The 15806-nt window shown below is 30.5% G+C and carries 13 protein-coding genes; 3 read left to right on the top strand and 10 right to left on the bottom strand.

The features are described 5' to 3' along the window. The first annotated feature begins 34 nt into the window (after window positions 1-34). Entirely contained in the window at window positions 35-994 is a 960-nt protein-coding gene (locus NSR03_RS10555; protein ID WP_040762886.1) for an IS30 family transposase, read from the top strand. On the opposite strand, the gene NSR03_RS10560 is transcribed toward NSR03_RS10555, so the two are convergent. Next, window positions 981-2687, bottom strand: a complete 1707-nt coding sequence (locus tag NSR03_RS10560) for a CDP-glycerol glycerophosphotransferase family protein (RefSeq protein WP_340719233.1) — start codon at window positions 2685-2687, stop codon at window positions 981-983. The genes NSR03_RS10555 and NSR03_RS10560 overlap by 14 nt on opposite strands. A 180-nt stretch (window positions 2688-2867) precedes the next feature. Between NSR03_RS10560 and NSR03_RS10565 the strand changes: the two genes are divergently transcribed. Beyond that, entirely contained in the window at window positions 2868-5762 is a 2895-nt protein-coding gene (locus NSR03_RS10565; protein ID WP_069821065.1) for a CDP-glycerol glycerophosphotransferase family protein, read from the top strand. Window positions 5763-5911: 149 nt separating this feature from the next. On the opposite strand, the gene NSR03_RS10570 is transcribed toward NSR03_RS10565, so the two are convergent. The 9 genes from NSR03_RS10570 to NSR03_RS10610 all read right to left on the bottom strand — a co-directional run bounded on the left by NSR03_RS10570 (window position 5912) and on the right by NSR03_RS10610 (window position 14888). Further along, window positions 5912-6916, bottom strand: a complete 1005-nt coding sequence (locus NSR03_RS10570) for an accessory Sec system protein Asp2 (protein ID WP_081333678.1) — start codon at window positions 6914-6916, stop codon at window positions 5912-5914. Window positions 6917-6998: 82 nt separating this feature from the next. After that, window positions 6999-7961, bottom strand: a complete 963-nt coding sequence (locus NSR03_RS10575; RefSeq protein WP_069821066.1) for an ornithine cyclodeaminase family protein — start codon at window positions 7959-7961, stop codon at window positions 6999-7001. A 9-nt stretch (window positions 7962-7970) separates the two neighbouring features. Continuing rightward, window positions 7971-8390 (bottom strand): hypothetical protein, encoded by a 420-nt coding sequence (locus NSR03_RS10580; RefSeq protein ID WP_069821067.1) that lies wholly within the window; start codon window positions 8388-8390, stop codon window positions 7971-7973. A gap of 108 nt (window positions 8391-8498) precedes the next feature. Continuing rightward, the gene (locus tag NSR03_RS10585; protein ID WP_069821068.1) at window positions 8499-9275 is read right to left on the bottom strand and encodes a 3-hydroxybutyrate dehydrogenase; all 777 of its coding nucleotides are present in this window, start codon (window positions 9273-9275) and stop codon (window positions 8499-8501) included. A 9-nt stretch (window positions 9276-9284) separates the two neighbouring features. Further along, window positions 9285-9932, bottom strand: coding sequence for a 3-oxoacid CoA-transferase subunit B (locus tag NSR03_RS10590; RefSeq protein WP_069821069.1), 648 nt, complete (start codon window positions 9930-9932; stop codon window positions 9285-9287). Continuing rightward, on the bottom strand, window positions 9925-10629 hold the full coding sequence (locus NSR03_RS10595; protein ID WP_069821070.1) for a CoA transferase subunit A: 705 nt from the start codon (window positions 10627-10629) through the stop codon (window positions 9925-9927). Before NSR03_RS10595 ends, NSR03_RS10590 begins: the two co-directional genes overlap by 8 nt. Before the next feature lie 188 nt (window positions 10630-10817). After that, the gene (locus NSR03_RS10600; protein WP_056935259.1) at window positions 10818-11324 is read right to left on the bottom strand and encodes a GNAT family N-acetyltransferase; all 507 of its coding nucleotides are present in this window, start codon (window positions 11322-11324) and stop codon (window positions 10818-10820) included. Between the two features lie 25 nt (window positions 11325-11349). Further along, the gene (locus tag NSR03_RS10605; protein WP_064783197.1) at window positions 11350-11922 is read right to left on the bottom strand and encodes a GNAT family N-acetyltransferase; all 573 of its coding nucleotides are present in this window, start codon (window positions 11920-11922) and stop codon (window positions 11350-11352) included. Window positions 11923-11993: 71 nt separating this feature from the next. Further along, a complete protein-coding gene (locus NSR03_RS10610) occupies window positions 11994-14888 on the bottom strand; it encodes a CDP-glycerol:glycerophosphate glycerophosphotransferase (RefSeq protein ID WP_069821071.1) in 2895 nt (964 codons plus the stop codon). Window positions 14889-15311: 423 nt separating this feature from the next. On the opposite strand from NSR03_RS10610, the gene NSR03_RS10615 reads away from it, so the two are divergent. Beyond that, complete coding sequence (locus tag NSR03_RS10615; RefSeq protein WP_069821072.1) at window positions 15312-15755, top strand: hypothetical protein; 444 nt, start codon at window positions 15312-15314, stop codon at window positions 15753-15755. Window positions 15756-15806 lie beyond the last annotated feature (51 nt).

The following is a 15806-nucleotide window of genomic DNA, read 5'->3' on the forward strand; positions in this document are numbered from 1 at the left end:
TTTCCAACCAAAGAAATCATAGGAGTGATCACGAATGACCTACACCCATCTTAGCACGGATGAATTGATAATAATAGAAGCCTATTTCCATCAAAATAGCTCTGTCACAAAGATTTCAAGACAGATGGGCCGGGCCCGTCAAACAGTGCACAATGTGGTGACTTTTCTGAAAGACGGGCACACGGCACTGGATTATTACAAGCGCTATAAGCAGAACAAGAAACGCTGTGGTAGAAAACAGACTGTACTACCCGCCGATCAACATCTCTATGTTGAAGAAAAAGTCGCTCAGGGCTGGACCCCCGATGTGATTACTGGTCGCGAGGAACACCCAATTAATTGTTCGGGACGGACACTGTACCGGCTATTCAAACGTCAGCAGTTTGATATTTCTACACTGCCGATGAAAGGCAAGCGAAAACCAAACGGTCATAAGGAACGCCGGGGCAGACAGACATTCAAACGGAACATTTCTGAAAGAGAGACGGATTATCCGGCATTCAACGAAGAATTTGGTCATCTTGAAGGCGACACGATTGTCGGTGTCCACCATAAAAGTGCCATCATTACATTGGTTGAACGCCTGTCAAAAGCCATCATCACGCTAAAACCCGAAGGCAGAACAGCGAAGGATATCGAAACCACGCTCAACACATGGTGTCATCAGGTGCCCAGAAACCTGTTCAAATCCATTACATTCGATTGTGGCAAAGAATTCTCGAATTGGCGGTCAATCAGTAATCAGAATGATCTTTCCATCTATTTCGCTGATCCGGGCACCCCTTCCCAGCGCGGGTTGAATGAACATTCCAATGGGTTATTGCGGACAGATGGATTGCCTAAGGGGATGGATTTCAATCAGGTGGACCAGCGGTTTGTTTCCTCCGTCTCTACCAGAAGGAACCATATCCCCAGAAAGTCATTGAATTATCAAACCCCGTTGGAAGTATTTATGAGTTACATGGATGTAGGTAAACTGTCTAGCTTATTTTGACAAACGAAGTTTTATAAAATTCTCTCTCCATATCATTATGAAGAAATACAATTTTATTATTAACATCGGAGAATCCAATTAAACTAGTATAAAATGAGTTGTATGCCGAATAATCAATTATAGTATCTACTTCTATTTCGCCAAAAGTTCGTTTGAATTCTCTATTAAAATTCTTTTTAATTTTAACTTTATCGACAATTTTACTTCTATAACCTCTACTGAAATACATTTTTTCATTAAACATATCAAGGGCACTACTATAGGGTTTTGAAAAATTATAAAATATTTTCACATTAGAATTAAGTTTACCAATATTAGTAACTTTATCTTTAAATAAACGTTCGTTCTCTAAAATTATTACTTCATATAAATTATAATCAATATTATTACTGAGATTTAATAGAGATTTAGTAATGCCATTATTGTAAAAACCTCCACCATAAATAACTATAGTTTTTTTATTATTTTTATATAGCTTATTTTCGTTTTTTTCACCCAATATAAAATCTATTGCTCTCTCAGTCGCTCTTCCATCATCTAAATAACAATAAAGTTGCAAGAAATTAATTCTTTGCTTAATATATGTATTTTTATATTGAGTTTCCTCGATTAATATTGTATTAATTAAATCTGAAAAATCAAACGACGCATGGCCAGGTAATTTTTTAATATCAATATATATACCTCGTTTTTCAATATATTGGTTATGATTAGGTAAATAAAAATACACTGGTCTGTTAAGTGGTAAATAGTCGAACATAATACTAGAATAATCTGTGATTAACATATCGACACAAACAAGTAATTCATTTGTTTCAAACCAACTTGGTATAAGTATTTCATTATTCACATACTTTCTAATATTTTCATATAAAAAATAATGAGTTTTAAGATAAACTTTATAATCTTCCCCTAAAGTTTCTTGTATTTTTGAAACCTCTTCACTAAGCTTTAATGCATATTCTTTACCGTCCTCCAAGTTTTCTTCCCAAGTAGGGGCATAAAGCACAATTTTCTTATCTTCTTCTAATTTATATTTCTTTTGTAGATTATTTCTATCTCTATTAATCGTTAAATCCATTCTTGCGTTTCCATAGATACCAATATCTGCATTTAATATACCATTTAAATCTAAGCTATTAACAAAAGTGTCGCTCGTGAATTTATTAGGAAATATTAATTTATCAGCAGCAGCGATATTTCGTTGAATATTTTTATGGTTGTTTAAAAAATTAGATTCAATATCCTTTCCAAGTTTCTTTATTGGGGTCCCATGCCAAGTATTTACATATATTTGACTGTCCCTCTTTATAAAATAAGACATAAACGAAGTATCATTTATAAGATATTTAGATTTTGACAAAAGTTTAAAATATTTATAGCTTTCATATTTTACAAATTCCACATTTCTTTTATGTTCTTTTTCTATTTTTCTTCTTATAGGGTTATTTAAATCTTTTAGTACTATAAAATATTTGAAATCTAGATCTTTCTTCACCATGCTATTAAAAATAGAATAAATATTTCCTGTGAAATTTGATCCGTGATACGATTCAAATAAAATATATTTATCCCTAACCCTTATTTTTTCTCTCTTATTAATATAAAAAGCAATATTCCTCACTTTTTCATTTGTTAAATATAATCTAAAAATTTTATAAAAATATCTAACTATATATTTTACATTTATCAATAATATCACCTACATACATTTTATCATGTATAAAAAATATTTTATAGAATCATCTTACATTTAATTCAATATTTTAGTATAATGTTATAAGTCATAATATCATATTTATTATGTGGGTTTCATCAAAATATTATATGATTATTTTATTTAACATATTACAGTTAGTTTATGGGAGGATTTATGTTTAAATTCAGAAAGTTATTTAGGGAAAAAGTTTCATTAGAAAAAAGGGAGAAATTAAAAAAAGTCTTAAAATATAAAGGTTCTGTTCACTATTCTAAACCATATCTAAAAGGATTTTTAGAAGGTCAAAATGAGAAGATAAATAATAATGCTATATTGTTAGAAAGTCTACATGGAAAGAGTATCGATGGTCATATCTTTGCTATTGCTAAAGAACTAAATAATAGGAAAATCGATACTTATGTAGTAACAAAACATCCAGAAAAACTGAAAGTTCTTTTGCATAGTTATGGAATTAATAAGGTCAATATTATCGAACATCTATCTTACGATTATGGTTATTTACTTGCTACTTCCAAAGTACTAATTAATGACAACACTTTTTATCCATTCTTTTCAAAAAGAAACGATCAGAAATATTACAATTTTTGGCATGGTACACCGTTAAAAACTTTAGGAAAGCATATTGAAGGAGAATATATTCAATTTGGTAATATTTCACGTAACTTCATGATGGCAGATTCGTTATTTTTATCTAATGAATATACAATCGATAAACTTTTAAAAAGCTTAGATTTAGATAACGTTCTAAAATCCGATGTTTATTTGTCACCGTCTCCAAGAAATTCAAGTTTATTTAATAAAGACAGAGGCAATGAAATCAAACAGGGTTTAAACTTAGAGAATAAGAAAGTTTTTATTTATATGCCTACATGGAGAGGTAGTAAAAATGATAAAGATATCGATTTTAATGAATCTAACGTCTTAACAACTTTAGAACAAAATTTACCTGATAATATAATTGTATTTTATAAATTACATTCCATGGTTTCTAATAAATTTAAATTTTCAGGTCAAAAAATAAAACCTTTTCCAGAAGAATATGAATTATATGATTTTTTAAGTATGGTTGATGGCTTAATTACAGACTATTCTTCTATAATGTATGATTTTGCGACTCAAAATAAAAAGACTATTTTATTCACCTATGATATTGAGGAATACAGTAAATCCAGGGGTTTATATGAAGATCCAAGAAACTATCCATTTGAAATTGTTACGAATATCAACTCCTTAATGGAGTCAATAGTAGATAATACAGATGTTGATTATACTAATTTCATTAAGAAGTATGCACCATTAGATTCAATGGATGGTACTAAAAAAGTAGTAGACTTTTTGCTAAATGAAAATGAAAATGAGAGCATAATTAGATACCCTGTCTATAATAATAAGCCTAATGTCTATATGTTTGCAGGCCCGCTATGGGATACTGGTATAACAGCTGCTTTGAAAAATTTATTGCAAAATGTAAATCTAGAAAACAGAAATTATATAATATTATTTGAAAAAAACGCCTTAAATAGTAATAGTGTGGAAAATTTAAAATTATTACCTTCTAATGTGAAAATTTATCCTATCGAAGGAATTAGAATCTTATCTTCAGATGAAAAAGCATTGCACACTCAATATTCAATTGAAGGGAATTCTGCTGGATTCTCTGATAAGTTAAAAGATATCCAATACAGAGAAATCTCTAGAATTTTTGGTAATAACTTGCCTGAGTATTATATACATTATACTGGATTTGAAGCAAAATATTCAGAGTTAGTCGTATTTTTAAAAGATCTAGGGACTAATACTATGATTTATGTTCATACTGATATGTTTGAGGATTATAAAAACAAAAAGAATTATAATAAATTTTTAGTTTCAGATGCTTGGCAAAACGCCAATAATTTAGTTTTAGTTAACGATAATTTAAAAAAAGGGTTTTACAACCATTTTTCATACAATCTCAAAAATATTGTCGTGGCAAACAACTTCCTCGGATTAACAAGAATTAATGATTTAATGAATGAAAATTTTATGGATACTTTATTAAATGTTAGATTTCATTTTAGAACATTTGACACAACTCAATCTAACTTAGTACAATCATTGCCATTATTCTTTATAAATCAAGAGAGTATTAAAGATTCAGTGGTCCAGGATACTATAAATCAATTCAATAAATTACCTTTAGTTAAGTATGCTAATACAAAAGAAAAAAGACAGGTTTTAATTGAAAACGAAAATATTTTATATTTACTTTATGATCTGTATATAAAAAATGTATATACTTCTCATATCGAAGATGATTTTATAGATACTGTTCCTGATAAAATTGATAGAAGTAAATTGATTTTAAAATTATTAACAGAAGATATTAATAATGATTATTTATTAAGGAATACTGATATAGTTAGAGATTATATTAATTTTTATTCTTATGATTCTCAAACTGTTAATACTAATGATAATAGCAATAATTTAGATTTATTAAATTTACAACATTTCAAAAATACATTTGGTTTACGAAAATTACAGATCTTAAAAGAACTTGAGGATCCTAACATAAAAGTTTTCTTTAATATTGGACGCTTTGATCAACAAAAAGGACATGATCGACTAATTAAAGCATTTGAGAAAGTATATTCTGAAGATGAGAATACACGTTTATATATTTTATCTTCTTATGGTCCTATCAAAGATAAAACTCTTTCACAAATACACAACAGTAAAGCCAAAAATGCGATTACAGTTTTAGATCGGATGACTAATCCTTATTTGTTACTCAATAAAGTTGATGCTTTTGTATTATCTTCTTATTACGAAGGACTAGGTTTGGTAGTTTATGAAAGCATGTTTGTCGGAACTCCAGTCATATCAGTAGATTTAGATACAACAACTCAATTTTTAAATGATACAGATTTTATTAAAGTTGAAAATAGTGAAAATGGGATATTTATAGGTATGAAAAACTTTTTATCAGGAGAACGACCAACAACTAGATTTAATTTAGAAAAATATGAATACGATAGAATTAAAGAATTTGAAAATCTTTTTTAATTAAAATTTTATCCTCACATCAATTTTGATTAAACGTAAATATTTTTAAATTTGCCTTATTATCAAGTTTATTACAAAGAATATAAAAAGATGACTCTCATAGTTAAAGAGAGTCATCTTTTTATTTTTCATAACCTAAAATATAATCATTATATTCCAAAAATATTTTTATCAAATTGGTCTAATAACATATTTAAAATCATTAATTGCTCAGGCACACTATTTCTTGAAACATCTGGATGAATTTTAATATTATCATCTTTTAAATTTATAATACTAATATTTTCACCTGTAATCCTATTAGTTTGAGCAAAATATAGTGGCACATTCTCACTACAAATTATCACTTTTTTGCGCTTAGAACTATTTTCTAAGTTCTCATTAATACAAGGAACTAAATCATCTTTTCGAAGGTTTTTAAGAAAGCGCCTATCGTTATTTTCCAAATCCCCACCTATGTTTACAATTGGATCCACTGCCAGAGTTTTAAAGTCTAAAGCACTGCCGTGATAAATCGAACCAGCTCCTCCTTTTGAAACTCCATAAAAAACAATATTATCTTTTTTTATATTTAATTGTTGACTTAATTCAATTATAGCATCTCTAATATCTATTTCATAATTAGGATAATTAATAGTTTTAATATAATGAGATCCATGAGAAACGTTTAAGTCCATGATTCTCATTATATATACATTTTTCAGCAAATTTCTTTGTATACCATCAAAAAATTTGGGGAACATTCTATGCTGGACTAAAGAACTATCATAATGTTCCTTATCTGGCATACTAGTAAAAATAACAATTAATTTTTTGGACGTTTTAGGATTTACTTTGCGTCCTTCTGGTTTTTCCAGAGTATAAAAAACACCATTTTTTCTATATAAATCTTTCCTCAAAAATATATCTTTGAAACTTTCTCTTTTATAAAATTTAGAAATATTATCTTTATGTTGATAAAGTATATAATCATTTGATAATAATTCTTTATATTTTAGATAAGCAGTTCTTTCTTTTCTAGCTTTTTTTATCAAATTCTCACTACTGCCGGTATTTATCCAAATCTTTACCTGACACTCAAATTTTATATCATCATATAGCCCATAAATCATAATTAACTTCGTCCCCAATAATAAAATATTTTTATTTTCCATATAAGAATATCATATTTTCAATACTGTTATACTTAATTTTTAAAATGAATCTAATTAATTTAATTTTTATCGACTATTTCATTTATTCGTTTTGTTGTTTCAATAGTTTTTGATAAAAGTAATTGGCTACTACGATATCAACGATGGCTACGCCTACGGATTTGAAAATTGTAATTTCATCTTCTGATAGTCTGCCTTCTAATTTTGCAGAAACAATGTTCCCGAGTTCTCCGTATAAACCATCTGCTTTAAATACACCTTCTGCTACCGGGTTGATTAAGTCTCCTGTTTCTTCCATGGCCGCTTCTACGGCTTCTACAACAACCTTGTCTGCATCTGCAATGGTTTGAGATGGTAATTCTTGCATATCTGGTTTAAAGGAACCGACAGCATTTAAGTGAACGCCTGGCGCTAAACGCTTATGAAATACTGGTTCTGATGCATTGGTAGCAGTTACGATGACATCCGCGTCTTCTAAGGCTTCGTCGACATTATCAAACACTGCTAAATCTAGATTTGGATATTCACTTTCTACTTCTTCAGCAAAGGTCACAGCTTTTTCATACTTGCGATTGTAAAACTGTATACGATCAATTTGCCTTACAGCAAGGACTGCTTTAATAAGACCTTCCGCTTGATCTCCTGTGCCTATGACACATAATGTTTTAGCGTCTTCACGTGCAAGGTATTTCGTAGCAACACCTGATATCGCACCTGTACGTATCTTCGTTAAATAAGAGCCTTCGAGTACTGCTAGTGTTTCACCCGTTTCATAATCAGATAAAATAACAGATCCCACGATGGTTTTCTTACCGACTTTAGTATTATTTGGTGCCACGGTCACTGTCTTCAGTCCGACAATCTTCAATTCATCTGACAATGCCGGCATCACGAGATAACGGTTATCCTCGTTAAAAGGTAACGAATAGCGCAAAGGTGTATCAGTCTTGCCCTCTGAATATGCACGTAAAGATTCCGCTACTGCTTCAACAATTTCTGACATATCTAATAATTGTGCTTGTTCTTCTGCGCTTATAAAAAGCATAAAACACCTCTATTTCATATCATTTGTTTCAAGAATGTCGGTTTTCTTTTCAAATTTATTCTCAAATAGTATTAAGAGTCCAAATAAAATAACGATTATCAATAATATAAGCCACGCCAAACTATTTTTTATAAATAAAAAGTCAAAAAAGATTGCTGCCATCAGTACATAACCAATCATATCTTTAACGTATAAAATCCAATAGTCAGCTTTCACACTAATAAATGTGTTTATATTGTCATCTTGTGTTTGTATATCATATAAAGTCACTTTCAATCTACGAATTACAATAAAAATCAATATTAAAATCATAACTGCAGTAAGCATTTTATTATACAAACTATTTTCTAGTATTTCTGACATTGCAAGACAAGCAATGGTAAAAATAATAGATACCCAACTTGTATCATTTGCGTCTGGACCTTTCATCAGTAATTCACCCTCAAGTCATCAATATATTAAGTTATCTATAACGTAACATATTTTTATTGAAAATTATCACTGAATTAAGATTAAATATTATTTATATTTTTTTAATTATTGAACAGTATAACCACCATCTATTAAAATCGCTTGTCCGGTGACACTTTTAGCGCTGTCGCTACACAAGAATAATGCATAATCTGCGATATCTTTAATATCTAATAAACGTTTTTGTGGAATCAACGGATATAATACATCTTCTAACACTTGCTCTACCTCGACGCCTCTATCTTTAGCTAAATCTACCATTTGATTACGTACGAGTGGCGTATCTATGTAACCAGGACAAATCGCATTGACTGTAATGCCTTCCGACGCCGTTTCCAAAGCTGAGACTTTTGTTAAACCGATAATGCCATGTTTAGCGCTGTTATACGCTGCTTTTCCAGCAAAACCAATCACGCCATTAATTGAAGCCATATTTAAAATACGACCAAATTGTTGTTCTTTCATAATCGGCAATGCATATTTTGTACCAATAAAACTGCCAGTTAGCATGATATCAATCATTTGTCTGAACTTGTCAGTTGGGAATGATTCGATACTTTCAACATGTTGTAAGCCTGCGTTATTAAATAAAATGTCTAAACGACCATACTTTGCTACCGTTACATCTATCATATTCTTAACTGCTGCTTCGTCAGTGACATCTACTTGAACTGGCATGCAATCGTAACCTTGGTCTTTCAAATCATGTGTTTCCTGAGCTAATTTTTCATTGTTTAAATCAGCTAACACGACTTTAGCTCCATTTTCTAAAAATACTCTCGCAATCCCTAAACCGATGCCACTTGCTGCACCTGTAATAATGACTACTTTATCTTTGACCATTCTACACACCTACTTCAAATTATTTTCAAATTGTGCTTCTGTATTGGCTTCAACTTCTTCCAAAGTAACATCATCTTGTAATTCAACAAGCTTCATCACTCCGTTTTCAAATTGAAATACTGCTAAATCTGTAATTAATGTATTGACGACGCCAGCACCAGTGAGTGGTAATTCACATTGTGCTTTAATCTTAGATTCACCATGTTTATTCATGTGATCCATAATTACGACGACCTTTTGTGCGCCGACGACTAAATCCATCGCGCCACCCATACCTTTGACTAATTTACCTGGAATCATGTAATTGGCTAAATCTCCTGTTTGTGAGACTTCCATGCCACCAAGGATTGCTAAGTCGATATGTCCACCACGAATCATAGCGAAGGATTCCGCATTATCAAAATACGACGCACCTTTCGCAGCAGTTACTGTTTCTTTACCTGCATTGATTAAATCAGGATCCACTTCGGCGTCTGTTGGATAAGGTCCGATACCTAGCAATCCATTTTCAGATTGGAAAAAGACATTCTCTACATGGTCATTGATTTCATTCGCCACAAGCGTAGGCATACCGATACCTAAATTAATTACCATATCGCTTTTAATTTCTTGTGCGGCACGTTGAATAATCTTCTTACGTTGTAATTGTTTATCCATGATTAGCCTCCTTTACAGTGCGTTTCTCAATGCGTTTTTCAAAATGCTTTCCTAAATAAATATAGTCGATGTAAACGCCTGACATATGTACTTCATCCGGATCAATTTCGCCAACTTCAACTAATTCTTCAACTTCAACGACAGTCGTTGTGGCAGCCATTGCACATAATGGATTGAAATTACGCGCAGTTTTTTCAAAAACTAAGTTACCAAAGGTATCTGCTTTCTGTGCTTTTACAATACCTAAATCACCCTTAATCGCACGTTCCATGACATACGTTTCACCATCAAATTCACGCGTTTCTTTACCTTCAGCGATTAACGTACCGACACCTGTTTTCGTATAAAAAGCAGGTATACCTGCGCCACCTGAACGTAATTTCTCAGCTAATGTACCCTGTGGTGTTAATTCTACATCTAATTCACCATTAATTAATTGTTGTTCAAATATTTTATTTTCACCCACGTAGGAACTAATCATTTTATCAATTTGTTTTTTCTCTAATAAACGGCCTAAACCAAAATCATCTACACCACAGTTATTACTTACTACTGTTAAAGCTTTCGTACCCTTCGTACGGATTGCTTCGATAGCATGTTCTGGTATGCCACATAACCCAAAGCCACCAGCAAGTACAGTCATGCCATCCTCTAATCCATCGAATGCTGTATGTATATCATTAATTACTTTCGACATAAATAAACCTCATTTCTATCTATTGTTTTAATACCTAGTACTAAAAACGATTATACTTGAAACTGCTAGTGAAGTCTTTTATTTATGTTTGCGGTTACATTAATTGTTAATTTAAAGCTTATAGTATTATAAATCAAAAAAAGTTGTCAGCACGTCGGCTGACAACTTTAAATCCCACATTTTTATTATTATGCTATCTCAATTTGGAAACGGCGTATTACTGTACCATCATCTAACGTGGATGGTTCGATTTCTTCGCCACCGTTGTGCTTAATTACTGCTACGGAAACTTCATTATCTTGATCACAAGTAATTAAAGCTTCTTGAACACCAATTCTTGATAAGTAGTCTAAAGATTTCTTCAACAACTTGTTGCCAAAACCTTTGCCACGGTATTTTTTGCGAATGCCGTAGCCAACATGGCCACCGACTTTTTTCAGTCTATCGTTTAAGTTATGACGAATATTGGCAGCACCGATGATTTCATCATCATCTATTAAAAACAATGTCGTATTATCTACAGTTTGATCGTGTGATTTGTTATCTGCTAATTCGTGAACTATTTCTTCAAAATTACTATATTTTGTAATATTTGTAATCTCGGGTACTACCTTTTCATCATGATCAATCCATTCTCTCATATAATCACAATATAATGCTTCGTCACCCATTGTTAATTCTCTAAATTCAACCATGTTGACACTCCTTCCTTTTAAGTTATTACTCATCTATGATTTCGTTGTGTGTATTTAAATAGTACACATAATGATCTGTCCATTCGCCATTCTCAAATATGAAACCTTTGCGCACACATTCAAATTGAAAGCCCACTTTTTCAATCAAACCAATTGAGGGCACATTATCTATATTGATATGTGCTTCAAGTCTGTGAAAATGCAGTGTATCTCGTGCTTGCTTAACTAATTCTGTCACTGCTTCATAAGCAAAGCCTTGATTCCAATACTGATTGTGAATAAAATAACCAATTTCAGCCCACTGAAAATTGTCGCGGCTCAAGTTCTTAATATCAAGCATGCCTAAATGATTCATCTCTTTATCAAAAATCCCAAAGATATATAAATCATCTGCTTCAATAGCTTGTTGTTGCCTTACTATAAGCGCTGCAAACCACGGTTCAGTCGATTCTGACATGTCTACTTGACCTTTATCATATTTAAATTGAGACGGCTTGCGGTTTACAAAACCACGCAACCATGTTTCGTAATCATTTTCTTCCAACGGTCTAATGATAAGGCGTTGTGTAGTAAAATGCAACCCTAAATTTTTCGTCATCTAAAATCCCCTTCATACCGCCATCTGTTATCTAAACTATAACATTTTTCACCATGAAAGCGTATCTTTCACTACGCTTTATACCTTAGTGATTGTTCTGATATTAGCTTTATAGTTCGTTGTCTATTATTTTGATCATGATATTTGAAAAACATCGCACTTCTTCTTAAGTAAAACTTGCTCATTTTGAAGTTATTTTTTCTAACTTTAACAACTTCTTTTACTAATGAAGTTACATCATAAGTTACAGGACCAAACCCATTTTGTACATAGTTGAAATAGCCTGGAGTATACACTGAATATGTATAAATTTCATCAATATCAAATTGATAATAAATGATTGGTTTTCTTAAATAAGCAATATCAAATGCGATAGACGATACATCTGTTATTAATAAGTTAGTATTGCTAATGATATCTTTATAACTAAAGTGATTAGGGATGTTGATATATGTAATATGCTTAAAAAATTTCGAAAATCGGTCTTGCATTCTCGGATGTAAGCATAAATTAATTTTATTGTTTTTATGTTTGGCTATTTGTTGAATCTTAGGATGAGTTAAAAATGCATAAATGGATTTATAAAAATGACTTGCTACGAATTGTTTATCACTTACTTCAAGTAGATGAGGTCTCCAAGTAGACATGACGGTGATCACTTGCTCAGTACTTTTATTATTGTGACTTAATAAATCGAACCTAGATAATCCTGAAAGTATCACTTCTTGCTCGCTAAAACCGTATTTTTCTATAATTTCTCTTTTCTCTGCTTCAGCACTTGTAATAAAATAATCTATTGGTTTGTTCCGTTTATGTAATAACGTAGATAAGTCATTTTGAATGACACCATGTTGTAAAAATATGAATTCAAAGTCTAAAAGCTCTCTGATAAATTTCCCATTGATGCCACCAAACGGATTAAACAGATATGCTTCTGAGTGTGATGTAAAAAGTTTATTTGTTTTAAACATGAGTATATGCTGTCTTTTACTATTAAATGCAACAATCTTATCTCCATATTTTTCACGTAACTTTACAAAGTCTGGGCTAGAAGGATAAATAAGAAAATATGCTTTAACGTCAGGTTTGTTTTTTACCACAAAATCAAATAATGCTTCTGCGTTATCGCCTGCCTTATCTAATCTATCAACGAATAACCATACTTTGTCATTGCTTCTTTTTTTATTAATAATGCCTATAATTTTATATATAGCTGACTTTCTCGTTTTTTTATTTTTAAGTAATCCAAGTATATTTTTCCATATAATAAACCGCTTCTTTTTGATATTGAGAATCTTCTTATTATCTTCAATTCTTAACGTTCTATTAGCATATTGTTTAAATGGAATCCTCGTATTACTAAAATTCGTATGCCTTGTTTTACTGACTTGGTTAATCTTTTCTAAGCTGCTATGATTCACAAGATATTTCAATTCTATCTGCTTAATATCGTCATTTAAACTTATATCAAATCTGTAAAATTTATTATAACTGATGTTTTTATTCAAAAATTTTTGTGATGTTATTATCGATTCTTGAACAGGTCGAACAATTTCTTCTTTATTAATTATTGCTACTGGTATAACATCAATATTCATATTAATATTTGGTAGGCTATATCCGCACTTTAATAGTTTATTTTTTTCATAAAGATATTCTGTCTTTAAATACATATCACTCACATTTTTAATGAAAATCTGGTTTGAATATATTTTATATTCTCCGTTTTCATGCTTTATGTTTAAATTTGTCCCTTCATATTTCACTGATAAAATAGCGATTTGATACACAGCATTAATTTGTTTTAGATGCGCATTAGAGATTACGTCATCATCCATTCGTTTAAGTAACTGAATGATTTGGTTTGTATATTTTTCTAGTTGTTTACTGTTCAGGGTTGAAAGCGTAATATTTTGATAACTTAATCTATATTGTAAATCATATAAAATCATCATTTGTACGTACCTAGGAATATTATTGTCACGGTTGTCATTGATTAAGTAATTATGAAATTTTTCGATGGTTGGACTATAAAACGTTGGGTTAGATAATGCTTTATCTATAGCTGATGATTCGTCTCTTCTTTTCCTATACCAATAACAACCTTGCGTGTAACTCATTAAACCAATTTTAAAAGTTTGTTTGATGACATTGTAAACAAATTTAGCATCTTCACCATATTTTAATGAAGTATCAAAAGTTACACCTTTAATAGCTGACGTTCTAAAAAATACAGAAGCAACATTCATTTGAATATGATCATAATCTTGTTTTAAATCTACGACTTTATTTACTTTATTTTCATATTTGAAATTTAAGGGATGTTCTCCAACAATATTGTCAAAAAACCTTAACCTTGTAGAAATAACGTTAAGCGTAGGATTCATCTCAAAATAATTATATACATGCTTTAAAGTTGTAAGTCCCCATTTGTCATCCGAATCAAGAAAGTTTACATATTTACCTCTTACAAACTTTAAACCTGTATTTCTAGCGATAGAAACCCCTTCATTTTGTTTATTTATATAATAAATATTATTAGGATACCTATTTCTATATTTGGTTAATATAGCCTCTGAATTATCTGTCGATCCATCATTTACAAGAATAATCTGTATATCCTCTAAATTCATATTTTGTTTAATAATACTTTCTAATGTTTCTTCAATGTATTGCTCTGTATTATATACAGGTATTACAATACTCATTTTAAAATCATATCTTTCATATAAAAGTTCATTTAAGCTTATAATTTGAAAATCTTCAGTTTCAAATATAGCCAAGTCACTTAAATTTTTATATTTTAGTACGAGGTCAATACCATGACTGTTTTCAATATCAGCTTGTATCATAGATTTTATATGATAAGCTATAATAATTTTTTTATATTCATCTCTACAATGTGTTACGATTTCATCAACTTCATTCATTGATGAAAAACTGCCATAAACCACTAATTTCTTCATATTTTAGCCGCTCCTGAAAATTCGACAATTGCTCCAATATTTGATAATAGCACTTTAACAAATCATCATTAAGTAGAGCGCAGTCTAATACAATATATTACAATTATATTAAGAAAAATATGTGTGGAGGTAAATATAAATTCATTAATATTTTTGTCTAAAAATCGACTCATTAATGCTAAAAGTATAGTTTTATTAATTATATTGAGAGTGATTCTTAAAAATTAATATTTAAAAAGTACTTTTCTGTTATTAGAAAGACCATTAATCTATGGTGTAAAAATACTATTTTATGGGTATATGAGTAAGTGAAAGCATTGGATGAATTATATTGTGCTTAGCCATTTAGAATTACCTCTAGTAAAAAACACATCTCTTAACTATAAGATGACATGGGTTTGGTATCTTAAGGAGGTTGTTACTATGACTCATAATAGATCTAAAAAATTATTTCTGTTGTTTGGTGTACTGTCATGGTTATCAGTAATGATTTTATTCATTCTGCCAATCTTAGCGCCCTATCAAAATTTTATTGAATCTGATACTGGTTTGGCGCTCGGTTGGATTATTGTACTACTTGCCTTTATCACTCTATTTTATGTGGCTATTGTCATACTAGATATATATAGCCCTATCGCAACACAAGTATTACAATTTGTACTGTTAACTGTAGTGATTATTTGTGCAGTACCGTCTATCACTGCGTTTATCTTGGCATCATTCGTTATAGATATTAGTATAGTTGAAATATTTATTCCAATTGTACTTGTTATATTAGCAAGTATGCTTCATATCTTATGGTTCACAATTCCATTTATCCAAAATAAACAAACACGTAAACGTTTAAAGTCTAAAGCAGGACTTTAAACAACAGTGAAAACCCTGCTCATTTTAACATAATTATGTTTAATAGCCATG

This window comes from Staphylococcus sp. FSL W8-1207 (assembly GCF_038003745.1).
Classification (GTDB): Bacteria; Bacillota; Bacilli; order Staphylococcales; family Staphylococcaceae; genus Staphylococcus; species Staphylococcus equorum.